The organism is Rhodococcus sp. JS3073, from assembly GCF_026810085.1.
Lineage (GTDB): Bacteria > Actinomycetota > Actinomycetes > Mycobacteriales > Mycobacteriaceae > Rhodococcus_F > Rhodococcus_F wratislaviensis.
The window spans coordinates 1,884,204-1,906,526 of the sequence record NZ_CP113951.1 but is presented as its reverse complement, the minus strand read 5'-3'; the positions used below and the strand labels follow the sequence as shown (position 1 = coordinate 1,906,526).

Below are 22,323 nucleotides of genomic sequence, written 5' to 3'. Positions count from 1 at the left end.
GTGTCTCACATCTACGTAGACAGCACAAACCGCCCGCGGTTGACAAGTACTCACGGGTCAAAGCCAGAAGCGCATCAGACGGTTGCCGTACTGGGCGTAGATCTCCGGCACACCGGACAGTTCGAACAGCCGGTAGATGACGTCGAAGAACACCACGTTGATCGACGGCACGAACAGCAGCGCCACGAGGATCAGCAGCCCGTACGGCTTGAACTGGTCGACGGACCTGCGGGTGCGGGGCGACAGGAACGGCTCGAGCGCGGCATAGCCGTCGAGCCCGGGAACCGGCAGGAGATTGAGCACGGTGGCCATCACCTGCAGGAACGCGAGAAAGCTCAGTCCCGTCCAGAACACCAGGTGGTCGCCGCCCAGCCCGAACCAGCGGATCACCACGAGGAGGACGATCGCGGACACCAGATTCACCGCGGGTCCGGCGAGCGACACCCGTGCCTGCACCTTCGGCGAGAACAGCCCGGTGCGCAGGTACACGGCGCCGCCGGGCAACCCGATCCCGCCGAGCGCGATGAACAGCACCGGCAGACCGATCGACAGCAGCGGGTGGCTGTACTTCACCGGGTTGAGCGTGAGGTAGCCGCGCACCTCGACGTCGGTGTCGCCGTGCCGCCATGCCGTGAACGCGTGCGCGAACTCGTGCAGGCAGAGCGTCACCACCCATCCCGCGACCACCAGCAGGAACACCCCGACGTGGCCGAGCACCGACGCCGGTTCGGCACGCCACGCGAGAACACCGCCGGCGACTGCGACGGCGACGACCAGGAGGAACACCGGACTGGGACGGACCGCGGTGGTCCGCGCCCGGGGCAGGCTCATCGGACCAGCAACCACTCTTGGTCGTGGCGGTAGAACGTCGAACGCTTGACCTCGCGCGGGTTCGGCACACCGTCGCGGTCGAGCGCCGCGGCGGGCGACCCGAGCTGCACGGCGCGACCCTCGACCCAGCGGCGGGGCAGCCAGCGCCGGCGAGGTTCGACCGACGCCCGCAGACCGGGCATCCGGGGGGTCGGGGTGACGTTCATGCTCGTCGTCGTCCCCGAGAACAGCCGGGTGTCGTCGACGTAGGCCTCGCCGACGAGGGGGCCCCCGTCCGGGCCCGTGACGGTGGCGCACCCGACGAGCGCGATCCCCGCGTCGTCGCGGATGAGCGGGACCGGTTTGGCCGTTCCCTTCAGCGCGGTGCGGGCGCCGCGGGCGCCGGAGGACAGGTGGTAGGCGTCCGTCGCCTCCGAACGATGCTCCGCGACGTACGCGAGCTCGATGTGCAGGCGTTCGGTGCGCATCAACCGGGTGAGGGTGGCCGCGAAGGCGGCGTCACTGCCCACCACGATCAGCCGCGGATCCACGACCACCTGAAGTTTGGAGAAGACCTCGTCGAAGTCGTCCTTGTCCGGGACGGCGGGTGCGCTGGAGGTCGAAATGGAGCCCAGAGGTAGGGGAAGCGGCACGTCGCCGCATATGAGCACTACGGGGGTCAACGCCACTCCTCGCCCGGATGTCCCGCCGCGATTTCCGCAGCTTCCCTTTCGGATCATCCTAGTGGCACGCCCGACATGGCCTCCCCAGCCGTACTGTGGGGTCTGTTCTCCGTGCCCTCGGCTAGACTGTTCCCCCGGCCACTGCCTACGAACGGCAGGACCACGCAGTCGGATACGACTGTACGTCGACCGTAGGAGACAACGTCATGCCGGCAATCGTCCTGATCGGCGCCCAGTGGGGCGACGAGGGCAAGGGCAAAGCTACCGATCTACTGGGCGGACGCCTGCAGTGGGTGGTGCGCTACCAGGGCGGTAACAACGCCGGACACACAGTGGTTCTTCCCAACGGCGACAAGTTCGCTCTGCATCTGATCCCGTCCGGAATCCTCACTCCGGGCGTCACGAACGTCATCGGCAACGGTGTCGTGGTGGACCCGGGAGTGCTGCTCACCGAACTCGCCGGACTCGAGGAGCGGGGCGTGGACACCAGCCGCCTGCTGCTCTCGGCCGATGCGCACCTGATCATGCCGTACCACGTTGCCATCGACAAGGTGACCGAACGCTTCCTCGGGGCCAAGAAGATCGGCACCACCGGCCGCGGCATCGGGCCCTGCTACCAGGACAAACTCGCGCGTGTCGGCGTCCGGGTGCAGGACGTGCTGGACGAGAAGATCCTCACCCAGAAGGTCGAGGCGGCACTCGAGTTCAAGAACCAGGTGCTCGTCAAGATCTACAACCGCAAGGCCCTCGACCCGCAGCAGGTCGTCGACGAGGTGCTCGAGCAGGCCGACGGTTTCAAGCACCGCATCGCGGACACGCGTCTGCAGCTCAACGAGGCACTCGAGCGCGGCGAGACGGTGCTGCTGGAGGGTTCGCAGGGCACGCTCCTCGACGTCGACCACGGCACCTACCCGTACGTGACGTCGTCCAACCCGACGTCCGGTGGCGCAGCGGTCGGTTCGGGCATCGGACCCACCAAGATCACGACGGTGCTGGGCATCCTCAAGGCGTACACCACCCGCGTCGGCTCGGGTCCGTTCCCGACCGAACTCTTCGACCAGAACGGCGAATACCTCGCCAAGACCGGCGGCGAGGTGGGTGTCACCACCGGCCGTGCCCGTCGCACCGGCTGGTTCGACGCCGTGATCGCCCGCTACGCAACGCGTGTCAACGGCATCACCGACTACTTCCTCACCAAGCTCGACGTGCTCAGCAGCCTCGACACCATCCCGATCTGCGTCGGCTACGACGTCGACGGCGTGCGGTACGACGAGATGCCCATGTCGCAGACCGACGTTCATCACGCGAAGCCGATCTACGAGGAAATGCCCGGCTGGTGGGAAGACATCTCCCACGCCCGGACGTTCGAGGAGCTCCCGAAGAACGCGCAGAACTACGTCCTGCGCCTCGAGGAACTGTCGGGTGCGTACATCTCCTGCATCGGCGTCGGCCCCGGCCGCGACGAGACCATCGTCCGCCGCGACGTGGTGCGGTAGTCCGCTCACTCTTCGTTTCACTTACCGTCGCCCGATGTCACCGCGGTTCTGTCAGATCGAACCGATGTGACATCGGGCGACGGGTAGGTGGCGCTGTGACCTACAGGGTTGCCGGCAGGGACGCCGCGAGGCGCTCCAACGTCGGCTTGCGCCCGTGCTCTATGTGAGCGAACGCGCTGGCTTCCGCCAGTCTCCCGTTTCCGCTGCGGATCGCTTCGACGAGTTCCCGATGCGCTGCACACGACACGGCGGGATTGTGGTGCCACGTCAGCCGGAACAACCAGTGGACCCGGCCCATCAGCGAATTCATCACCGACACGAGTAGCTTGTTGCCGGACAGTTCGACGACGTCCATGTGGAACCGCGCGTTGACCGCCGGGATCAGGAGCGGTTCGTCGTTTCCGATCAATTCCTCGGTGCGCGCCATCGTCGACAGCAGTTCCTCCATGGATGCACCCCGAGCGACGTTCTCGGCCGCGCATCGTGCCGCGTACGGTTCCAACGCCAACCGCACGTCGAACAGTTCCTCGATGTCACGTAGTGACAGCTGAGTCACGACCGCGCCCCGCCGGGGCAGGATCTGAATGAATCCGTCCCATTCCAACTGCGGCAACGCTTCGCGGAGCGGGACCCTCGAGACGTCGAACTCCTGCGACAATTCGCGCTCCCGCAGGCGACTGCCGGGTGGGTAGGCGCCCGAGATGATGCGCTCGCGAATCACCGAATAGATCTGCTTCGGGAGCGGCACGTCCGACAGTCCGCCGGCCACGCCCGTGCCCAGAGTCGGCGTCGTGGATTCCGCGACCCCGCTCTCGCCGTTCAGGTTCACCGTCATGAACCGATCATGGCATACCAAGTTGAAGTCGACCACTGGACGCGTTTCACGATGGTGCTGGTCAGAGGGATTAACCCGAATGTAACGCTCCACGCTTGGCGCTCGGGTTCCGCACTTGGTAGACCATATACATCCGGCCCGGCAGCGCAGTGTGGCGCAATTCGGTCGCCGCTCACTTCGTCGAAAGCTTCGGAACTACCCTCTCCATTCGGAAGGAATCCCGTGTTCACTGAACGAATAAAGCTTGCTCGCAAGGGTTTCGGGTACGCGCTGATCGGCCTGGCGGTCACCTCCTCCCTGGTGGCGTGCACCAGCGCGGCCAGGACCGACGCCGGCGGGGGACCGGGCGACCGGCCCGTCGTCCTGGCCTACCAGAATCAGATCGCCACACTCGACCCCATCCGCGCCGACTACGCTCAGACGAACTTCGTCGACCAGGCGTTGTACGACACTCTGGTCACCTACGACGCCGACAACGAGATCGTCGGTCAGCTGGCGTCCGAGTTCGCCCCGTCCCCGGATGCGCGATCGATCCAGATGACCTTGCGCGCGGCGACCTTCCACGACGGTGCCCCAGTCACCGCCGAGGACGTCCGGTACACGCTCGATCGGACGGCGGCACTGGGCCAGGGCATTGCCGGCCAGATGACCGGATACCTGGGTACCACGGTCACCGGCCCGCAGAGCCTGACGATCGAACTGACGGAACCGAACTCGCTGTTCCTGGGCGCTCTCTCAAAGATCTACATCCTCAACTCGGCCCTGGTGAAAGCCAACGAGGGGACCGACCGGGGGCAGGCGTACCTCGCGGGCCACGATGCCGGGTCCGGGCCCTACGTGCTGGCAGGCCCGGGCGGCGCCGACACGTACACGCTGACACGGTTCGACGACTACTGGGCGGGCGGCGAGGGGCGTCCGGCCGCGCTCGTCTATCGGCGAATCGACGAGAGCGCCACGCAGAGTGCGGAACTGAAGGCCGGCAACATCGATGTGTCGTTCGGGCTCACCAACGCCGACGCCGAGGCGCTGAACGGCTTCTCCGGTGTGACGGTGCAGAGTCAGCCGGTCAACCTGCAGGCGAACATCTTCTTCAACGTGATGAACGGGCCGACGGCGAACAAGGCCGTACGGCAGGCCGTCCAGATGGCGTACGACTACACCGGTGGCCTCGAGACGATTCGGGGTGGCAACGGCAGCATCGCCACCGGCCCGCTGCCCGGACAGTTCTCGTGCCGGCCGGAGATGCCCGCCTACGGGCAGGATCTCGATCGGGCGAAGAAGTTGCTCTCCGACGCCGGGATGTCCGATCTGACCCTCACCATGAAGTTTCAGCCCGTCTTCAAGGAGCAGGAACGCGAAGCGACGCTGCTGCAGTCCAACCTCGCGCAGATCGGTGTCACGCTGGATCTCGAGCCCATCGCGTACGCGGACTATCTGTCGGCTCTGAAGTCGCCCGACTCGATTCCGCAGATGATGCTCGCCACCGACTTCGCGCAGTACCCGGACCCCGGAGTGATGCTGGTCAAGACGTACAAGTCGGACCAGGTCGGAACGAACAAATCCGGATACAGCAATCCCACGGTGGACGAGTTGCTCGGCCGGGCGGCCGAGACCTCCGACGCCGAGGCGCGGTGCGACCTGTACAAGCAGGCTCAAGAGGATATTCGCAACGACGCGGTGGCCGTCAACATGTACACCCTGGGGCAGACCACCGCTCACAGCAACAGGGTGACCGGTGTCGGTCCGGCGGTTGTGGGCAGCGGAGTCTGGGTTCCCGCGATTCGCGTGGCGTGAGGGAGTACCCGATGACCACACTCGACCTGCCTCGCGCAGTAAACCGTGTCACGGCGCCGGCGGCGTTTCTCGGCCGCAAACTGGGCGCAGCGCTCCTCACCCTGGTCGGATTGGCCACCATCGTCTTCGCCATGACCAAGGTGATTCCCGGGGACGAGGCTCAGGTGGCCGCGGGGGAGAGCGCCACTCCGGAACAGGTGGAAGAGGTGCGTAGTCAGCTGGGTCTCGACAAGCCGGCGGCCGTGCAGTATTTCGACTATCTCGGCCGGATGCTCCACGGCGATCTGGGCACCTCGAGTTCCACCCGTCAGCCCGTGCTCGACGACGTCCTCGCACGCCTGCCCGGAACGCTCGAATTGGTTCTTCTCGCAATGGTGCTCGCGGTATCCTTCGCGGTCCCGATGGCGACGGTCGCGGCGGCGCGATCACGAGGAGGATTCGACAAGGTCAGCCGCGTCGGTGCGATCGTCGCCTTCGGGCTGCCCGGTTTCTGGCTCGCGCTGATGCTGCAATGGGTGCTGGGCTCCTGGTTGCAGATCCTGCCGATCTCGGGACGCATCTCGGTGGGCGTCGAAGTCCCGCACCGAACGGGGATGACACTCGTCGACGCCGCCCTCGCCGGAGACTTCGCCGCGTTCAGCAATGCGTTTCAGCACCTGATGCTGCCCGCGTTCGTGCTCTCCGTCGCCGTCGCAGCACAGATGTTCCGGGCCCTCCGTGCCGATCTCCTCCGGGTCCGGAGCCGCGATCACATGACAGTTGCCCGAGCGAAAGGTGTTCCCACCCTGAGGTTGTGGACCCGGCACGCACTTCCCAACGCGACCGGACCGCTTCTGAACATCATCGGCATCGAGATCGGCATGCTGGTCGGTTCCGCGATCTTCGTGGAATCCGTCTTCGGGTTGTCCGGGGTCGGTGACTACCTCTCCAATGCGGTGAGTCGCAAGGACATCACCGCGGTCATCGGCACCGTCACGGTCATCGGTGTGATCGTCGTCGTCGCGAATTTCATCGTGGACATGCTCCAGCTGGCCCACGACCCCCGGCTGCGCACACCCGGAAAGGTGCAGTGAGTCCGATGAGTCTTGCAGCGAATGTCACCGGAGTGGCCGGACTGGCCGGCCGATGGCGATCCGCGTCGATCCGCGGTCGTCGACGCCGATCGCGATGGGGACTGCTCGACAGTGTGGTGGTCGGTACCGTCGCCGTGATCGTGCTACTCGCCGTCGTCGGTCCGTGGGTCGCACCCGAATCCGTCTACCGGTCGGACATCGCGAACGCCCTTGCCGCTCCCAGCAGCGACCACTGGCTGGGGACCGACGACCAAGGGCGAGACGTGCTGTGGCGCACGATCGCGGGTGCCCGGTCGTCGGTGCTGTCCGCCGTTCTGGTCGTCGCCGCGTACTCGCTCATCGGAACGGTGCTCGCCACGATGGCCACCGTCGGAGGACGGTGGGTCGACGAAACTCTCATGCGGGTGACGGACATCGGGTTCGCTCTCCCCGGACTCGTCGTGGCACTGGGTATCGCCGCCGCACTCGGTCCGAGCCTGAGCAGCGCCCTGATCGCGATGATCGCCACCGGCTGGCCGTACACGGCGCGACTGCTGCGCGGCGTGATGCGCGAGACGATGGCGTCGCCGTTCGTGGACGGTGCAGTGGTCCTCGGGGTCAGCCGATGGCGCCTGATGACACGGCACGTGCTGCCGAACTCGCTCGACGTCATGACCGTCAAATGGGCGGGGGACATCGGCAATACCGTCCTGGTGCTCGCGGGTCTGTCGTTCATCGGTGTCGGTGCGCAGCCGCCGAGCGCAGAGTGGGGCGCGGCCGTCGCCGGCGCACGTGACTATCTGTCGACGGCCTGGTGGGCTGCGCTCGTGCCGGGCATCGCGATCGTCATCACGGCCGCGGCCTTCGGGCTGCTCGGTGACATGTTGCACGAGCGGCGCGACCCCGCACGACAAGGAGTGTGATCGATCATGACGACAGAAGTAGCTCAGCGCACCGCACTCCTCCGGATCTCCGGGCTGACCATCGACACCGAGCCGGGTGGCACGTCCGTCCGGTTGGTGGACGGCGTGGATCTCACGGTGACGGCGGGCGAGCGCGTGGCTCTGGTGGGAGAATCGGGTTCGGGAAAGTCGGTGACGGCACGCGCACTCATGCGTTTGGACGGCGCACTGACGATCGGCGGTTCGATTCGGCTGGGCGACACCGAGATCCTGGCGCAGACCGAACGCCGCCTCGCCGCGATCCGGGGTAGTCGCATCGGGATGGTGTTCCAGGACCCGATGGGCGCTCTCGACCCGCTGCAGACCATCGGCGCGCAGGTGAGTGAGCCGCTGCGGCAACGCGGCGTCAGGAAAAAGGACGCACTTCGACGGGCTGCCGAGGTGTTGAGTGAACTCGGGGTCGCGCGTGCACACGAACGACTCGGCGCCTATCCGCACGAATTCTCCGGGGGTATGCGGCAACGGGTGGTCCTCGCGATGGCACTCATCGGGGAGCCGGAGATTCTGATCGCCGACGAGCCGACGACAGCGCTCGATGTCCGAGTGCAACAGCAGGTGCTGAACCTGCTCGACGAGGTCACCCGTGAACGAGGGCTCGGACTCCTGCTGATCACGCACGACCTCGGGGTCGTCGCCGGACTCGCCGACCGTGTCGCGGTGATGTACTCGGGGCGGATCGTGGAGGATCGCCCGGTCCGCGCACTGTTCGCGGACCCTCTGCACCCCTACACCGCAGGACTGCTCGCCGCAGTGCCGAGGCTGGATGTTCAGCTCGCCAGGATGACCACCATTCCCGGTGCGCCTCCGTCACCGGCGCTGCGGCCCGCCGGCTGCCCGTTCCATCCGCGATGTCCTGTCGCGATGGACCGCTGCGCGAGTGAAACCCCATCGATGACGGCGACCGCTGACGGTGGACGCCGCGCCTGTCATCTCGATCGAGGGAGCCGAAACTGATGAACGGGACACCCCTTCTCGACATCCGAGGTCTGAACAAGACTTTCGGAGGATCCCGCGGCAGCAAGGCACTCGACGACGTGTACCTGTCGGTGCCCGAGGGCGGCACGTTCGGACTGGTCGGCGAATCCGGTTCCGGCAAGTCCACGCTCATCAAGTGCATCGTGCGGCTCGAGCGACCGGACTCCGGGACCGTCACCTTCGAAGGGCGCGACGTCCATGCGCTTCGGGGCGGAGAGCTGCGCCGGTTTCGACGCGACGTCCAGTTGGTCGCGCAGGATCCGTACGCCAGCCTCAACCCTCGGATGACGGTGGAACAGATCGTCGGCGAGGGGCTCGTCGTCCACCGCCTGGCCCGTACCCGCGCGGAGCGGCGTGATCGGGTCGCGCAGACCCTGATCGAGGTGGGTCTCGACCCGGATGCGATGGCCCGATTGCCCGCGACGTTCTCCGGTGGACAGCGGCAGCGTATCGCCATCGCGCGCGCCCTGATCCTTCGCCCGAGGCTGCTCGTGTGCGACGAACCGATGTCGGCCCTGGACGTCTCGGTGCAGGCGCAGGTGATCAACCTGCTGGCGTCCCTGCACGAGGACCTCGGGGTGACGATCTTGTTCATCGCACACGATCTCGCGATCGTGCAGCAACTCTGTTCTCAGGTGGCGGTCCTTCGGTCCGGCGTGGTGGTGGAGGAGGGGCCCACCCGACAGGTGTTCTCCACTCCACGTCACCGATACACCCGCGAACTACTCGAGGCGGTGCCGGTTCCCGATCCGGTTCTAACCCGCGCCGGGCGAACCGTTCCCGGTGGCGCCCTGACTCTGCCGTGAGGGCCGTCGGGACGCAGCCTTCATCTCATCGATCATCCCTGACAGAAGTAGGTAGACATGCGAATTGGTGTAGACGGACGCAAGATTCCCGAGAGCCGCACTCGGGGTCCCGTGAACAGCCTCGACCACGCCGGCGAACTGGGTATGGCCGGCTTGTTCTTCCGAACGGTGCTCGATATGAGTCCGGCCCTGGACGCCGGTGAATTGCGCGACATCCGATCCAAGGCAGACGAACTGGGTATGTACCTGGAGACCGGTCTGGGCAAGGTCAATCCCTACGCGAACCCGGAGGCGCCGGAGCTGCGCGCCGTCGGCGACGGTGACATCGTCCTCGGCTTCCGCCGGATGATGGAAGCGTGCGCCGCAATCGATTGCCGTGAGCTGTGGGTGGCCACTGCGAACTACAAATCGGCGTACAGCGGCCGCTGGGCATACGACCGCTTCCGGACCGACGTGACGTGGACGGAACAACTGGCCGCGACGGCGCGTTTCCTCGGAACACTGGCTCCGATCGCACGAGACCTCGGTATTCACCTCAACCTGGAAACACACGAGGAGATCACGTCGTTCGAACTGGTCCGCCTGGTGGAGGCGGTCGGCTCGGACGTGGTCGGGGTCGTGTTCGACACCGCGAACGTGCTTCAACGCCTCGAACATCCCGTCTGGGCGGCCGAACGGCTGGCACCGTACGTGCGTCAGACACACATCAAGGACGCCGCGATCACGTACACCGAGGGTGGTCTCGCCTATCAGATGCGCCCGTGCGGTACCGGCGTCGTCGACTTCCATCGCATATTGCCGGTACTCGCGGCGGCGAATCCGGCGCTCAATCTCACGATCGAGAACGACGAGTCGCTCGACGACGTGCCACGTCCCCGGCGGACGATGCTCATCGAAGCGTTCGACCCCGAATTCCTGGACGGCCACCCCGATCTGACGGTCCAGGAGATGGCGGCGTACCTGGACATGGTGCAGTCGTACGATCGGCAGATCCGGTCGGGGGAACGGATCGACAACGCCGCCTATGCCGCGCTGCCGTACGGCTACGCGGAGACGGTGTCGTACATCAGGTCCAGCGCGGATCACGTGCGGAGCGTGTGCGCGGAACACGGACTTCCCGTCGAATCGACCACCGCGGCGGGCAATCTCGCGGAGTCGGCGCGGTGATCGCCGGCGACGACGTCGGCACCGTTCGCCGTGACCTCGGTGCGTGCGCGCGTGCGCTGGGCGAGGATTCGACCCCTCGGGAGACCATCCGCACGGCGTCGGGTCTCGGTCTGCGGCACGTGGAGTTCGCTTCTCCGTTCGCGATTTCGCCCACACTCGATCCGGCCGTCTTTCGGGCACTTGCCGACTACGGGCGTTCCCTCGGCGTTCGGCTGAGCTGCGCGCTGGGAACGGTGTCCGCCGGGCATGCCGAGCGGACCACACGATTCCGTGAAGCGGGGCGGGGCGACCTGGTGGCGGGATTGAGCCAGGCGTTGACGGCTATCGGTGAACTCGGCACCGACTACGTCCAGGTCGTCGTGGGGACGCTGGACGACCGCTATGACGCGTCGTTCGTGTGGCCGGAGCAACTCGACGCCACGGCGCAGTTGTATCGAAACCTGTCCCCGGTGCTCACCGACCTGGGCCTGAAGCTCGCGGTCAAGACGCATGAGGAGATCACGTCACACGAAATTCTCGCGCTCATCGAGGCCGTCGGCGCCGATCATCTGGCGGTGGCTCTCGATCCGGTCAATTTGCCGGTGCGAGGCGAGGATCCGGAGCTGGCGACTGCCCGGCTCGCACCGCACGTCGCCCGGATTCACTACGACGACGCGTGGATCACCTTCACCGGTCGCGGTCTCGCGCGACGGTTGTGCCCGGGCGGTGAGGGCGACATCGACTGGGGAGCGATCTTCCGCATCCTCGACGGCACAGGATCCGGCGCCCCGGTCCTGATCGACCTGCACCGCGGAGAGTTCGAGATGCCGGTGTGTGACGAACGGTGGCTGCTGCAGAACAGCGACGTCTCACTGAGGGAACTCTCGATCCTGTCGGCCAGGGCGCGGCCCGACCGGCCTCCGGTGATGGCCGCGGCGCCGCGACTGCACGCTGCACTGTCCGAACTGGCAACGATGACGCGCGGGACGGCGGCATGACCGCGACGTTGTTGCACGGAGCCACGGTCGTGACGGTGGACCGTGAACGCCGGATCATCGACGACGGCGCCGTCCTGATCGACGGCGGGCTCATCAGTGCGGTCGGTGCCAGCCACGCGCTCCTCGCCGTCACGGATCCGTCCGTCCGCCGAATCGACTGCCGGGGCAAGCTGGTGATTCCCGGTCTCGTCGACGCCCACGGTCACGCCGGCCACTCGCTGATCAAGACACTGGGATGCGACAGCCCGACGTTCTGGATGCGAACCGTCACACCGGCCTACTTCCACGCCACGACACCGGAGTACTGGTATCACGACGGACTCGTGTCCGCGCTCGAGCGCGTCCGCGCCGGAGTGACGTGCGGCGTCAGCGTCATGGGATCACGCCCCCGCAGTGACGATCCCCAGATCTCACTGGCTCACGCACGCGCCTACCGGGAGGTCGGAATACGCGACGTCGTGTGTGTCGGGCCGGCGGGTTTGCCGCTGCCCCACCCGGTCACGCACTGGTCCGGCGGGGTACCCCGTCGACGCGAGGTCGGATTCGACGAGTTGCTGTCCGGCGCGGAATCGGTGATCGAGACGGTGAACGGCTACGAGGGCGATCTCACGTCGGTGTTCCTGACCCCTTTCACGATCGTCCCCTCGGTCGATCCGTCCCACCCGTCGCGACCCGACGTCGCCACCCATCTCACCGACGACGATCGCTACCAGGCGCGCCGGGTCAGGGAAGCCGCGGAGCGCTGGGGTGTCCGCATCCACTCGGATGCCTTCGGTGGCATGGTGCGGCTCGCAGCGAAGGACCGGGAGCATGCGCTCCTCGGGCCGGACGTCCACCTGCAGCACTGCACCGGTCTGTCCGCCGAGGAGGTCGCGATCCTGGCGGAGACCGGGACGTCCGTGGGGCATGCGCCGGGAGGACGGGCACCGGTCCCTCAGATGCTGCAGGCAGGGATCACCGTTGCGATCACCACCGACGGGTCGTCGCCGCGGCGTCCCTTCGACCTCCTGCAGGCCGCCCGCGCCGCTCAGGCCGCCAATCAACTTCTCGCCGACGATCCCTACCTGCTGCCACCGGGCCGGTTGCTCGAGATGATCACGATCGACGCGGCCGCGGTCCTCGGAATGGCCGACGTCCTCGGATCCATCGAAGTGGGCAAACGAGCCGATCTGGCGATTCTCGACATGCGCAAGCCGCATCTCGTACCCAACTGGATGCCGGTGCATCGCCTCGTCTACGAGGCGACCGGAGCCGACGTGCACACCGTGATCGTCGGGGGAACGGTGGTGATGGAAGACCGCATCGTGTGCGGAGTCGACGAGGCGGCGGCACTGGACGAGGGGGACCGGCACGCCCGACTGCTCGTCGAACGCGCCGGCCTGGCGCACCACCTCACCGATCCCGGATGGCGAAGCAACAGGCGTGAATTCGACGAGCCGATCGAGGTGACGGTGCCATGACGGAACCGGTGGTCAGGATGACGGCTGCCCACGTCCTGGCCCATCGCGACGGCGATCACGTGCTCGTCTCCGACGGAGAGATCGTCTATCGGGGCGCGCGGATCCTGCACGCGGGACGGGGATGGGACGGCCCGGTCGACGAGACGATCGACTGCGGCGACGCCCTGATCATGCCGGGATTCATCGACCTCGATGCGCTGGCCGACATCGACCACGCGTTGCTCGACTCCTGGGCGACACCCGAACTGGCACTCGGGCAGCAGTGGTCGGCCGACTACTTCCGATCGGGGCGACACGACGTGTTCGACGCACCCGAACGAGCCGTCATCCGCGAATATGCTCTGGCGCAGCTTCTTCGGCACGGTGTCACCACCTTCATGCCGATCGCCTCCGAGGCTCACAGCAGCTGGGCGGAGACCTGTGACGACATGGTCGAGGTCGCGCGGATCGCGGAGCGTCTCGGAATCCGGGGATACCTCGGCCCCGCCTACCGGTCCGGCGTCAACGTCGTCGACGGTGGACGCCGGTCGGTGCTGTTCGACGAGGAACGGGGCCGAGCCGGGCTCCGGGACGCCGAGCGGTTCCTCGACTATGCCGCCGACCACGGCGGCGACCTCGTGCACGGCGCCCTCCTGCCCTGCAGGATCGAGACCCTGACCAGGGAACTGATGGCGGCGACCGCTCGGCTGGCGGTTGCCCGAGACACGGTGGTGCGACTGCACTGCATGCAGGGTGAGGTGGAGTTGGCGCTGCTCGACGAGTGGTACGGGATGCGCCCCGTCGAACTCCTCGAGGCGTCCGGACTTCTGGAGACGCGCCTGCTGGTGCCCCACGGTATCCATCTCGGCGCGCCGGGCGGCAGTCGCGGTCGGCAGGCGGACCTGCGGCGCCTGGCGGAGGCGGATGTCACCATCGTGCATTGCCCGATGACGTCCATTCGGTACGGGGCCGTGCTGGAGTCGTACGACAGCTACCGAACGGCGGGTGTCCACATCGCGCTGGGAACCGACTCGTTTCCCCCGGACCTCGTCCGCGGAATCGACTACGGCACCAATCTCGCCAAACGGGCCGACGGGTCACTGGCGGCGGGTGCCACAGCCGACTACATCCGTTCTGCGACGATCGGCGGTGCTCGTGCCCTCGGCAGACCGGATCTGGGTCGGTTGCAGCCCGGAGCGAGTGCCGACTTCATCGTCGTCGATCTCGCCGACTTCGCCATGGGAGTCCGCGACGATCCGCTCCGCACCCTCACCATGAACGGAACGGCCCGCGACGTCCGCCGGACGGTGGTCGCAGGCCGCACCGTCATGGCCGACGGCGTCGTCCTCGGCGCCGACCAGTCGCGGCTGCAGGCTCACGCGCAGGGTCTGTTCGAACGCATGCGAGCGGCCTACGGCGAACGCGACCACCGGCGCAGACTGCCGGCCGAACTCTTCCCGCCGACCTTCCCCGACATCACGAAAACCACGACACCGAAGAGGTATTCGCATGATCAATCCTGAGCGCTCCCACCTCGTCGACGGCAGTCACTGGGTGAGTCCCTTCAACTTCGACGCCACCGTCCAGGCGCAGTACGACTGGCCTTCACCGTTCGCGCTGATCGACAGCACGCTGCGGAAGACGCTGTTCACCGCAGGCGCAACCACATCGATGGACGGATTCGTGCGGATCGCCGCGGCGCTCGGTGCGGCGGGGGTCCGGGAGGAAAGCATCAACATCAACTGGGGTGGCGGAGCGTCACCGATGCCGCGCGAAGCGGCACTCGTTCAAGCCGTCGCCGCCCGGGACTTCGGATTCCGGCTCAACGTGTACGCCGACACCCTGCTGTCGGACGGAGAGAACTACCAGCAGGTCGGCATGACGGAAACCGTCGATCAACTGCACGAGTGGGGAGTGCGCACGTTCGCACCGGGCATCGTCCCGGCGCCCTCGGCCGCCGCCCGGTCACGTCAGTACCGGGATCTGGAGAGGTTCTTCGAGTACCTGCGTGAACTGGGCTGCGACGCCACGATCACGCTCGCCAACGTGGGCCGCCGCGACTTCGACGATCTGGTGGCAGCCTGCAACGTCGCCGCCGAACTCGGTGCGCGGCGCCTCGACCTGATGGACTCGACGAGCAGTCTCGGCCCGGAGGCGATGAAACTGTTCGTCCGCACGTTCCGGGAGCGCCTGGTCGAGGACGTGCCGATCACGATGCACGTGCACGACGACTTCGGACTCGGCACCGCCACGGCCATCGCGGCCGCGACGGCAGGCGCAAGCCCCGACGTATCGGTGTCCGGAATGTCCTACCGCGCCGGCTTCGCCGCGCTGGAGGAGGTGGTTCTCGGTCTCGAAGTTCTCTACGGCGTCGACACCGGGATCCACGTCGAACAGCTGACCTCCCTGGCGCAACTCGTCGCGTCCGAGAGCTCGGTGGGGCTGCCGCCGCTCAAGCCGGTGGTCGGAGGATATGCCCATCTCAAGCACATGCCCGGGGACGTCATCGCTGCGATCACCGGGGGAACCGACGTGTTCCCGCCCGTCTCGTCGTGCGTGAGCCCCGCCGTGGTGGGCGGTCGGCAGGAATGGGTATGGGACAGCCTCACCACCGACCGTATGGCCGAGGTGCTCCTGCAGTCACTCGGGCTCGAAGCCGACGCGGAGGAGATCGCGTTCGTCCGCACCGCCCTGGACGACGCGGTGGCGGCGGTGACGTCCTATCCACGGTGGCTGACCTCCGGGGAGGCGTCCCGGGTGGCGGAAGAAAGCCTCGCACTGTATCGGCGTGCGAGCGCCCATGCCTGACACTGCCGTTGTCACGCTCAACGCCCTGGACGAGTCCGCTCTGGAGAACGAGCTGCTGATCTGTACGCCGTCGCGGACCTGGGCCACCGCGGTGCTGTCCGCACGCCCGTACGCCGACCGTGAGGACCTTCTCGCAGCAGCCGCGGACGCATGGCGGTCCCTGACGCCCGCAGACGTCGCGACGGCGCTGGCGAACTACCTTCCGCTCTCGGACCCTCCCGACTCGGCCCATGCCGCCGCCGAGCACGGTGCACTCGTCGCCAGTTCGGCCGGAAGACTCACCGTCCTACGCGAGCGGGAGTCCCGGTATCGCGCCCGGTTCGGCTTTCCCGTGGTCATCGCGGCGAAGGGTCTCACTCTGGAGCACATCCTGGCGGAGATCGATCAAAGGCTGACCAACGACCGAGCCGACGAACTGGTTCTCGCCGCACGTCACATGGTCGCGATCGGAGAGGGGAGGATCGCGACGTTGATCGCGAGGTGTGAAGGGCCGGGGTGACTGCGATACATTCGAGCCGATGATCAGGACTGTCGAAGCGAGTACCCGGGCGCCGGCCGGCCGGTGGGACGACAGCTTCCACGCAGCGGCCGCCGTCCTGGAGGCATTCGGGCACGACTCGTCGCAGGCCGGCGGGTGCGTGGCGGTGGTGTCGACGGATCTCGGGGTCTGGGTGTTCGAAGGTGACCCGAGGTCGACGGTCGACGCGTTCGTCCACGCCGTGGAACGGGCGATCGTCGCCGGTGGGCAGGCGTTCGTGCTGGGATGCGCCCGGGTGACCGGGGCGGATCAGCGGGTCGTCCGGACCCTCCGGGTTCCCGGCGGCGACAGGATGGCGGCAGCCGCAGCGCTGGCGCGTGAACTCGTCGGCGACCCGCAGGCGACGGTCAGAACAGCACCGGGTCGTCGAAACCCGGAGTGTGTTCGAGGGCCAGCAGTTCGCGCTTGGTGAGGGTGCCGCCACCGGCGGAGAATCCGCCCACCTGCCCGCCGGCGGCGAGGACGCGATGGCACGGGATCACGACCGGCAGTGGGTTGCGGCCGAGAGCCTGTCCGACGGCCTGCGCGGCCCCCGGCTTGCCGAGTTCCGCCGCGATCTCGCCGTAGGTGAGCGTGGTGCCCGGGTCGATCGCGCGGGTGAGGTCGTATACGGTGCAGTCGAATTCGGGGACTCCCTCGAAGTCGAGGTCGATCCACCGCAGATCGTCGAGTGCGCCGCCCAGATGTTCGCGTATTCCGTCGATGGCCCGCTGGACCGGCGCCGGCGGCTGGTGCTCCACCGCATCCGGGAAACAGTGTTCGAGCCGCTGCCGGGTGGCTTCGGGTGAACCTTCGGGCAGTTGCACGCCCACGATCCCGGCGGCCCGCCACGCGATGGCGCAGGTGCCGAGGGCCGTGTCGAACAGGGCGATTCCTGTGGTCACCAATCCAGTATGCCTCCCACATCCGACGTTCACCTTCCGTTGACCACGGTTGGACATCCTCGAAGCTCGCCGACCGAGGAGATGTTTTCGTGTATCTGTCCCGCCGTACCCTGCTTCGCTCCACCGCACTCGGGTTGCTGGCCGTGCCCGCCGCCGCGTGCTCCGACTCCGGTAGCACGGGTCCGGCGCTGGTCCGTGAACGACCCACCCTGACGCACGGCGTCGCGGCCGGGGACGTGCGAGCCGACGGGGCGCTCGTCTGGGCGAGGTCCGACCGTCCGGCCACGATGATCGTGGAGACCTCGGCCACCGAGTCCTTCACCGACCCGGTGCGATTCGAGGGTGGGCTGCTCACCCCGGACACCGACGGCACCGGCAGGTTGCGGCTGACCGGGCTTCCCGCAGGGCAGCAGGTGCACTACCGGGTGACCCTCGAAGGCGACGACGGTGCCACCTCGGAGGCGGTGACGGGCGTCTTCCGCACCGCGCCGAGCGCGGCAGGCGACATTCGGTTGCAGTGGTCCGGGGACACGGCGGGCCAGGGATACGGAATCAACCCGGACGTCGGGGGAATGCGGGTCTTCGACACGATGGCCGCGCGCGACCCGCACCTGTTCCTGCACTCGGGCGACGTCGTGTACGCGGACGGGCCGTTGAAGGAGTCCGTCACACTGCCGGACGGACGCATCTGGCGGAACACGGTCAGCGAGGCGAAGAGCGCGGTTGCGCAGACGTTGGACCAGTACCGCGGCCAGTACGCGTACAACCTCACCGACGACAACTACCGCAGGTTCAATTCTTCGGTGGCACAGATCGTTCAGTGGGACGACCACGAGACCGTCAACAACTGGTACCCCGGCGAGGTGCTCGACCTCGCCGCGTACACGGAGAAGAACGTGGACGTGCTGGCACAGAGAGCATTCCAGGCGTACCACGAATGGCTGCCGGTCGAGCCGGCCGACGCGGTCGACGGCCGGGTGTACCGCAAGATCGGATACGGCCCACTGCTGGACGTCTTCGTCCTCGACATGCGCACCTACAAGGACGCGAACGGGGTCAACACCGGTGCGGCCGGGCAGATTCTCGGTGCGGCCCAGAAGGAGTGGCTGATCCGGGAGCTCGGTGCGTCCACGGCGACGTGGAAGATCATCGCCAACGACCTCCCGCTCGGGGTGGTGGTCCCGGACGGCGACACCGCGTTCGAGGGTGTCGCGAACGGGGAGCCCGGTCCGCCGTCGGGCCGGGAATCCGAGATCGCCCAGGTGCTGTCGGCGATCAAGGCGGGGCGGATCACCGGGACGGTGTGGCTCACCGCGGACGTGCACTACACGGCCGCGCACCGGTACTCGCCCGACCGCGCCGTGTACAAGGATTTCGACGAGTTCTGGGAGTTCGTCTCCGGTCCGCTCAACGCGGGCGGCTTCGGTCCCAACGACCTCGACGCCACGTTCGGTCCCGAGGCCGTGTTCGTGCACGCGCCGCCCGCACCCAACTCGTCGCCGCTCGACGGATACCAGCACTTCGGTGAGGTGTTCATCGACGGGCAGACGTCGGAGATGCGGGTGGATCTCCTCGACGCGGCCGGGACGGTGCTGTTCAGTCAGCTGCTGCCGCCGCCCGCGCGCTGACCCCACGTGAGTGCGAAAGTGTGCCCCCGCACACTTTCGCACTCACATGGGGGAGGTCCAGTCAGCAGAATCTGGACTGCTCGACCTGCTGCTCGGGTCCGGTGGCTCCTCGTGGAAAATCCCGCCGAGAGGGGCACCGATCCGGAACTGCTCGAGGCGAAACACGCCCTTACCTCCTTCTTTTGGGCCGTAGTGCGCGACCGCTGCGGCCAGGAGGACCATGCACGCGAGAGTGATCAGTGTCGTCATGGATTCGAGCTTCGCCATAACTGGCTTTGAGTTGAATAGCCAAGAGGTCGATACTGGACCGCATGATGACTCGCGTACTCGGTGCACGCTCCCTGGCCAGGGACCTCGGTAACTGGCAGGACGACCGCGGCCGCCGGTCGGCGGCGCGGCCCGCCTACCGGGCGCTGGCCGACGGGATCCGCTTACTCGTGCACGACGGCCGCATCCCGCTGGGCGTCGCGTTGCCGAGCGAGCGCGAACTGGCGTCGATGCTGGAGTTGAGCCGGACCACGATCACGTCATCGTATTCGGTGCTCCGCGACGAGGGGTATCTCATCAGCCGTCAGGGGTCGCGCAGCACTGTCGCGCTGCCGCTGGGGGCACGGCAGAACGGGCTGATGTTCCGGGCGCACCAGCCCGGTTCCGACAGCTCGGTGGTCGACCTCAGCTATGCGGCGATGGCCGCACCCGCGGAGGCGGTCGAGCAGGCCTACGCCTATGCGTTGCAATCGCTTCCGCAGTTCCTGCCCACTCATGGCATGGAGCCGGTGGGGATCGGCGCGTTGCGGGACGTGATCGCGGCCCGCTACCGGGCGCGGGGGCTGGAGACCTCGCCCGAGCAGATCATGGTCACCTCCGGTGCTCAACACGCGTTGCGGCTACTCCTCAACGTGCTCACCGCGCCGGGGGAGCGCGTGCTGGTCGATCACCCCACCTACCCCAACGCGCTGGAGGCGATCCGCAGGGTCGGTGCGCGTCCGGTCCCGGTTCCCGTCCGTCCGGAGGGCGGGGCGTCCGGGGCGTGGGATCTCGACGGAATCCGCAGCGCCGCCCGGCAGACCGCGGCCCGGATGGCGTACCTGATCCCGGACTTCCACAACCCCACCGGACTGTGCCTCGACGCGTCCGGGCGGGCCGAACTGGCGCGGATCGCGCGCGATACCCGCATGACCCTGGTGGTGGACGAGACGATGGTCGACCTGTGGCTGGACGAGCCGTCACCGGCGCCGGTCGCGGCGCACGGCAGGGGAGCCGCGAAGTCGGAGGTCGTGACGATCGGATCGGCGGCGAAGTCGTTCTGGGGCGGGCTCCGCGTCGGCTGGATTCGTGCCGATCCGGCGCTGATCACCCGGCTCGCCGGGGCGCGGGCCGCGGTCGATCTGGGCACGCCGGTGATGGACCAGCTCGCGGCGGCGCATCTGCTGTCCGACGACGAACTCGTCCTCGCGCGTCGCCGGGCGGAGCTGCGGGAACAGCGGGGCGCGATGCTCGACGCTCTCGCCGACCGCCTGCCGGACTGGATCCCGACCATCGGTTCGGGAGGGATGTCGCTGTGGCTGCGCATGCCCGCGCCGGTGTCGACGGCGCTGGCCGCGACGGCCCCCAATTTCGGGGTGCTGCTGGCGGCGGGACCGCGGTTCGGGGTGGAGGGCGCATTCGAGCGGTTCGTCCGGCTCCCGTACGCGCGGACGTCCGACGAGTTGCGTCGCGGTGTCGACTGCATCGCGGCAGCGTACGACACGCTGGCCGTCGACCGTGACCTCGCGGAACCGTCCCTCGTCGTCTGATCACGTGAGTGGCGAAGCGTGCCGGAGCACGCTTCGCCACTCACGTGGGGGTCAGGTCCAGACGGTGTCGATGTCGACGCCCTCCCGGGCAGGCGGGGTGGGTGCGCCGGCAGGGGTGCGGGAGAACCGCGGCGCCGGGGCGTGCTGGGTGACGCCGTCGAGGTCGATCAGCGACCCGCGGGCGGCGATGTGCTCGTTGGACGGCGCCTCCGCGAACGTCAGCACGGGCGACACGCAGGCGTCGGTGCCGAGGAAGATGGCCGCCCACTCGTCGCGGGTCTTCGACAGGAACTTCTCGGCGAAGACCTTCTTCATCTGCGGCCACGCCGAGATGTCCATCTGCTGCGGCAGTTCGGCGGGGTCGAGTTCGAGGCCCTGCAACAGCAGGGCGTAGAACTGCGGCTCGATCGAGCCGACGGCCATGTACTTGCCGTCGGACGTCTCGTAGGTGTCGTAGAACGGCGCGCCGGTGTCGAGCAGGTTGACGCCCCGCTCGTCGGACCAGACGCCGCGGCCGCGGAACGCCCACATCATGTGCGACAGGGCCAGTGCGCCGTCGACCATCGCCGCGTCCACGACCTGGCCCTTGCCGGACGACTGGCGCTCCACCAGCGCCGACAGGATCCCGAAGATCAGGAACATCGAACCGCCGCCGAAGTCGCCGACCATGTTCAGCGGCGGCACGGGACGCTCGCCCTTGCGGCCGATGGCGTGCAGGACACCGGTCAGCGAGATGTAGTTGATGTCGTGTCCGGCGGCGCTGGCCAGCGGACCCTCCTGGCCCCAGCCCGTCATCCGTCCGTACACGAGACGCTCGTTGCGCCCGAGGCAGACGTCGGGGCCCAGGCCCATGCGCTCGGTGACACCGGGACGGAAGCCCTCGATCACGACGTCCGCCCGCTCGATCAGCCCGAGGACCTTCTCGACCTGCTCGGGGTCCTTCAGATTGGCCTCGACGACGCGACGACCACGCTGGATCTGGTCGTACGGGCCGTCGGGCGGAATTACTCCGGGACGCTGGACGCACACCACGTCGGCGCCGAGATCGGCCAGGAGTGTGGCGGCGTGCGGGCCCGGTCCGAGGCCTGCGAATTCGACGACGCGAATGCCCGCGAGGGGGCCCTTCTTCTCTGTAACTGGAGCAGACACGCGAGTTCCTCATTCCGGTGCGAGACGACCTGTCGAATCGACGTTAACTTGCGCCCCTCCGTCCGTGTGCCCCGGGTCACGGGATACCGCCGTGGGTGACCCCGCGCTCTTGCCTGCCCACGGGTGCGCGGGGCACAGTTGATTCATGAGTCTTCAGGGTGAGCTCGTGAGTTTCGTGGCCAGCACCGATCTGGACGTCTCGGAGATGTTCTACGTGGAGACCCTGGGGCTGACGCTCGTCTCACGGGACGAGTTCGCATTGGCCCTCGATTGCAACGGGTCACTGCTCCGGGTCACGCTGGTGCAGGCGAAGGCCGACACGGGGTACACGGTGCTGGGGTGGAAGGTCGCCGATCTGAACAAGGTCGTCGAATCGCTGCGCAGCAAGGGCATCGAGTTCACCGAGTATCCGGGGATGGATCAGGACGAGCACGCGGCCTGGCGCGCCCCGGACGGCATCCGCGTCGCGTGGTTCCGGGATCCGCACGGCAACGTGCTGTCGCTCTTCGAGGATCCGAACTGAC

The 22,323-nt window shown here is 67.5% G+C and carries 21 protein-coding genes; 16 read left to right on the top strand and 5 right to left on the bottom strand.

Features of this window, described 5'->3' with window-relative positions; genetic code table 11:
* Nucleotides 1-57 precede the first annotated feature (57 nt).
* Together OYT95_RS08930 and OYT95_RS08925 are read right to left on the bottom strand one after the other, a co-directional pair.
* Nucleotides 58-831, bottom strand: coding sequence for a site-2 protease family protein (locus tag OYT95_RS08930; RefSeq protein ID WP_268791210.1), 774 nt, complete (start codon nucleotides 829-831; stop codon nucleotides 58-60).
* Entirely contained in the window at nucleotides 828-1,481 is a 654-nt protein-coding gene (locus OYT95_RS08925) for a hypothetical protein (RefSeq protein ID WP_037243619.1), read from the bottom strand. The genes OYT95_RS08930 and OYT95_RS08925 overlap by 4 nt, the downstream gene beginning before the upstream one ends.
* Nucleotides 1,482-1,699: 218 nt before the next feature.
* Between OYT95_RS08925 and OYT95_RS08920 the strand changes: the two genes are divergently transcribed.
* Complete coding sequence (locus OYT95_RS08920; protein ID WP_037243621.1) at nucleotides 1,700-2,989, top strand: adenylosuccinate synthase; 1,290 nt, start codon at nucleotides 1,700-1,702, stop codon at nucleotides 2,987-2,989.
* A gap of 100 nt (nucleotides 2,990-3,089) precedes the next feature.
* On the opposite strand, the gene OYT95_RS08915 is transcribed toward OYT95_RS08920, so the two are convergent.
* On the bottom strand, nucleotides 3,090-3,824 hold the full coding sequence (locus OYT95_RS08915) for a GntR family transcriptional regulator (RefSeq protein WP_235214497.1): 735 nt from the start codon (nucleotides 3,822-3,824) through the stop codon (nucleotides 3,090-3,092).
* Between the two features lie 222 nt (nucleotides 3,825-4,046).
* Between OYT95_RS08915 and OYT95_RS08910 the strand changes: the two genes are divergently transcribed.
* The 12 genes from OYT95_RS08910 to OYT95_RS08855 are packed head-to-tail and all read left to right on the top strand — an operon-like array spanning nucleotide 4,047 to nucleotide 16,754.
* A complete protein-coding gene (locus tag OYT95_RS08910; RefSeq protein WP_268791209.1) occupies nucleotides 4,047-5,618 on the top strand; it encodes an ABC transporter substrate-binding protein in 1,572 nt (523 codons plus the stop codon).
* An 11-nt stretch (nucleotides 5,619-5,629) separates the two neighbouring features.
* The gene (locus OYT95_RS08905) at nucleotides 5,630-6,691 is read left to right on the top strand and encodes an ABC transporter permease (RefSeq protein WP_268791208.1); all 1,062 of its coding nucleotides are present in this window, start codon (nucleotides 5,630-5,632) and stop codon (nucleotides 6,689-6,691) included.
* 5 nt (nucleotides 6,692-6,696) lie between these two features.
* Nucleotides 6,697-7,593, top strand: coding sequence for an ABC transporter permease (locus OYT95_RS08900; RefSeq protein ID WP_268791207.1), 897 nt, complete (start codon nucleotides 6,697-6,699; stop codon nucleotides 7,591-7,593).
* A 6-nt stretch (nucleotides 7,594-7,599) separates the two neighbouring features.
* Nucleotides 7,600-8,586: an ABC transporter ATP-binding protein gene (locus OYT95_RS08895; protein ID WP_268791206.1), complete on the top strand. Its 987-nt coding sequence runs from the start codon at nucleotides 7,600-7,602 to the stop codon at nucleotides 8,584-8,586.
* Nucleotides 8,586-9,413, top strand: a complete 828-nt coding sequence (locus OYT95_RS08890; protein ID WP_268791205.1) for an ATP-binding cassette domain-containing protein — start codon at nucleotides 8,586-8,588, stop codon at nucleotides 9,411-9,413. The genes OYT95_RS08895 and OYT95_RS08890 overlap by 1 nt, the downstream gene beginning before the upstream one ends.
* Before the next feature lie 57 nt (nucleotides 9,414-9,470).
* Nucleotides 9,471-10,580, top strand: coding sequence for a sugar phosphate isomerase/epimerase family protein (locus OYT95_RS08885; protein WP_128639506.1), 1,110 nt, complete (start codon nucleotides 9,471-9,473; stop codon nucleotides 10,578-10,580).
* Complete coding sequence (locus tag OYT95_RS08880) at nucleotides 10,577-11,557, top strand: sugar phosphate isomerase/epimerase family protein (RefSeq protein ID WP_268791204.1); 981 nt, start codon at nucleotides 10,577-10,579, stop codon at nucleotides 11,555-11,557. The genes OYT95_RS08885 and OYT95_RS08880 overlap by 4 nt, the downstream gene beginning before the upstream one ends.
* The gene (locus OYT95_RS08875; protein ID WP_268791203.1) at nucleotides 11,554-13,017 is read left to right on the top strand and encodes an amidohydrolase family protein; all 1,464 of its coding nucleotides are present in this window, start codon (nucleotides 11,554-11,556) and stop codon (nucleotides 13,015-13,017) included. The genes OYT95_RS08880 and OYT95_RS08875 overlap by 4 nt, the downstream gene beginning before the upstream one ends.
* Nucleotides 13,014-14,519 (top strand): chlorohydrolase family protein, encoded by a 1,506-nt coding sequence (locus OYT95_RS08870; protein WP_268791202.1) that lies wholly within the window; start codon nucleotides 13,014-13,016, stop codon nucleotides 14,517-14,519. Before OYT95_RS08875 ends, OYT95_RS08870 begins: the two co-directional genes overlap by 4 nt.
* A complete protein-coding gene (locus OYT95_RS08865) occupies nucleotides 14,506-15,804 on the top strand; it encodes a 2-isopropylmalate synthase (protein ID WP_268791201.1) in 1,299 nt (432 codons plus the stop codon). Before OYT95_RS08870 ends, OYT95_RS08865 begins: the two co-directional genes overlap by 14 nt.
* On the top strand, nucleotides 15,797-16,303 hold the full coding sequence (locus tag OYT95_RS08860) for a 2-oxo-4-hydroxy-4-carboxy-5-ureidoimidazoline decarboxylase (protein WP_268791200.1): 507 nt from the start codon (nucleotides 15,797-15,799) through the stop codon (nucleotides 16,301-16,303). Before OYT95_RS08865 ends, OYT95_RS08860 begins: the two co-directional genes overlap by 8 nt.
* A 19-nt stretch (nucleotides 16,304-16,322) precedes the next feature.
* A complete protein-coding gene (locus tag OYT95_RS08855) occupies nucleotides 16,323-16,754 on the top strand; it encodes a racemase (protein ID WP_268791199.1) in 432 nt (143 codons plus the stop codon).
* Here OYT95_RS08855 and OYT95_RS08850 read toward each other — a convergent pair.
* Nucleotides 16,690-17,283 (bottom strand): methylated-DNA--[protein]-cysteine S-methyltransferase, encoded by a 594-nt coding sequence (locus OYT95_RS08850; protein ID WP_370180852.1) that lies wholly within the window; start codon nucleotides 17,281-17,283, stop codon nucleotides 16,690-16,692. The genes OYT95_RS08855 and OYT95_RS08850 overlap by 65 nt on opposite strands.
* A 32-nt stretch (nucleotides 17,284-17,315) precedes the next feature.
* On the opposite strand from OYT95_RS08850, the gene OYT95_RS08845 reads away from it, so the two are divergent.
* Together OYT95_RS08845 and yczR are read left to right on the top strand one after the other, a co-directional pair.
* Complete coding sequence (locus tag OYT95_RS08845) at nucleotides 17,316-18,854, top strand: alkaline phosphatase D family protein (protein ID WP_268791198.1); 1,539 nt, start codon at nucleotides 17,316-17,318, stop codon at nucleotides 18,852-18,854.
* Between the two features lie 311 nt (nucleotides 18,855-19,165).
* Nucleotides 19,166-20,650 carry a MocR-like transcription factor YczR gene (gene yczR, locus OYT95_RS08840; protein ID WP_268791197.1) on the top strand — a complete coding sequence of 495 codons (1,485 nt, stop codon included), beginning with the start codon at nucleotides 19,166-19,168 and terminating at the stop codon, nucleotides 20,648-20,650.
* A gap of 51 nt (nucleotides 20,651-20,701) precedes the next feature.
* Here the strand turns inward: yczR and OYT95_RS08835 are convergent, their stop codons facing one another.
* Complete coding sequence (locus OYT95_RS08835) at nucleotides 20,702-21,799, bottom strand: CaiB/BaiF CoA transferase family protein (RefSeq protein ID WP_112299587.1); 1,098 nt, start codon at nucleotides 21,797-21,799, stop codon at nucleotides 20,702-20,704.
* 145 nt (nucleotides 21,800-21,944) lie between these two features.
* On the opposite strand from OYT95_RS08835, the gene OYT95_RS08830 reads away from it, so the two are divergent.
* Complete coding sequence (locus OYT95_RS08830; protein ID WP_037243649.1) at nucleotides 21,945-22,322, top strand: VOC family protein; 378 nt, start codon at nucleotides 21,945-21,947, stop codon at nucleotides 22,320-22,322.
* The last annotated feature ends 1 nt before the right edge of the window (nucleotide 22,323 follow it).

Coding starts and splice junctions, on each gene's coding strand:
- OYT95_RS08850 (WP_370180852.1), bottom strand. CDS start 17,283: ATGTCCAACCGTGGTCAACGGAAGGTGAACGTCGGATGTGGGAGGCAT.
- OYT95_RS08885 (WP_128639506.1), top strand. CDS start 9,471: ATGCGAATTGGTGTAGACGGACGCAAGATTCCCGAGAGCCGCACTCGG.
- OYT95_RS08830 (WP_037243649.1), top strand. CDS start 21,945: ATGAGTCTTCAGGGTGAGCTCGTGAGTTTCGTGGCCAGCACCGATCTG.
- yczR (WP_268791197.1), top strand. CDS start 19,166: ATGATGACTCGCGTACTCGGTGCACGCTCCCTGGCCAGGGACCTCGGT.
- OYT95_RS08855 (WP_268791199.1), top strand. CDS start 16,323: ATGATCAGGACTGTCGAAGCGAGTACCCGGGCGCCGGCCGGCCGGTGG.
- OYT95_RS08920 (WP_037243621.1), top strand. CDS start 1,700: ATGCCGGCAATCGTCCTGATCGGCGCCCAGTGGGGCGACGAGGGCAAG.
- OYT95_RS08915 (WP_235214497.1), bottom strand. CDS start 3,824: ATGACGGTGAACCTGAACGGCGAGAGCGGGGTCGCGGAATCCACGACG.
- OYT95_RS08865 (WP_268791201.1), top strand. CDS start 14,506: ATGATCAATCCTGAGCGCTCCCACCTCGTCGACGGCAGTCACTGGGTG.
- OYT95_RS08875 (WP_268791203.1), top strand. CDS start 11,554: ATGACCGCGACGTTGTTGCACGGAGCCACGGTCGTGACGGTGGACCGT.
- OYT95_RS08870 (WP_268791202.1), top strand. CDS start 13,014: ATGACGGAACCGGTGGTCAGGATGACGGCTGCCCACGTCCTGGCCCAT.
- OYT95_RS08900 (WP_268791207.1), top strand. CDS start 6,697: ATGAGTCTTGCAGCGAATGTCACCGGAGTGGCCGGACTGGCCGGCCGA.
- OYT95_RS08860 (WP_268791200.1), top strand. CDS start 15,797: ATGCCTGACACTGCCGTTGTCACGCTCAACGCCCTGGACGAGTCCGCT.
- OYT95_RS08930 (WP_268791210.1), bottom strand. CDS start 831: ATGAGCCTGCCCCGGGCGCGGACCACCGCGGTCCGTCCCAGTCCGGTG.
- OYT95_RS08890 (WP_268791205.1), top strand. CDS start 8,586: ATGAACGGGACACCCCTTCTCGACATCCGAGGTCTGAACAAGACTTTC.
- OYT95_RS08895 (WP_268791206.1), top strand. CDS start 7,600: ATGACGACAGAAGTAGCTCAGCGCACCGCACTCCTCCGGATCTCCGGG.
- OYT95_RS08905 (WP_268791208.1), top strand. CDS start 5,630: ATGACCACACTCGACCTGCCTCGCGCAGTAAACCGTGTCACGGCGCCG.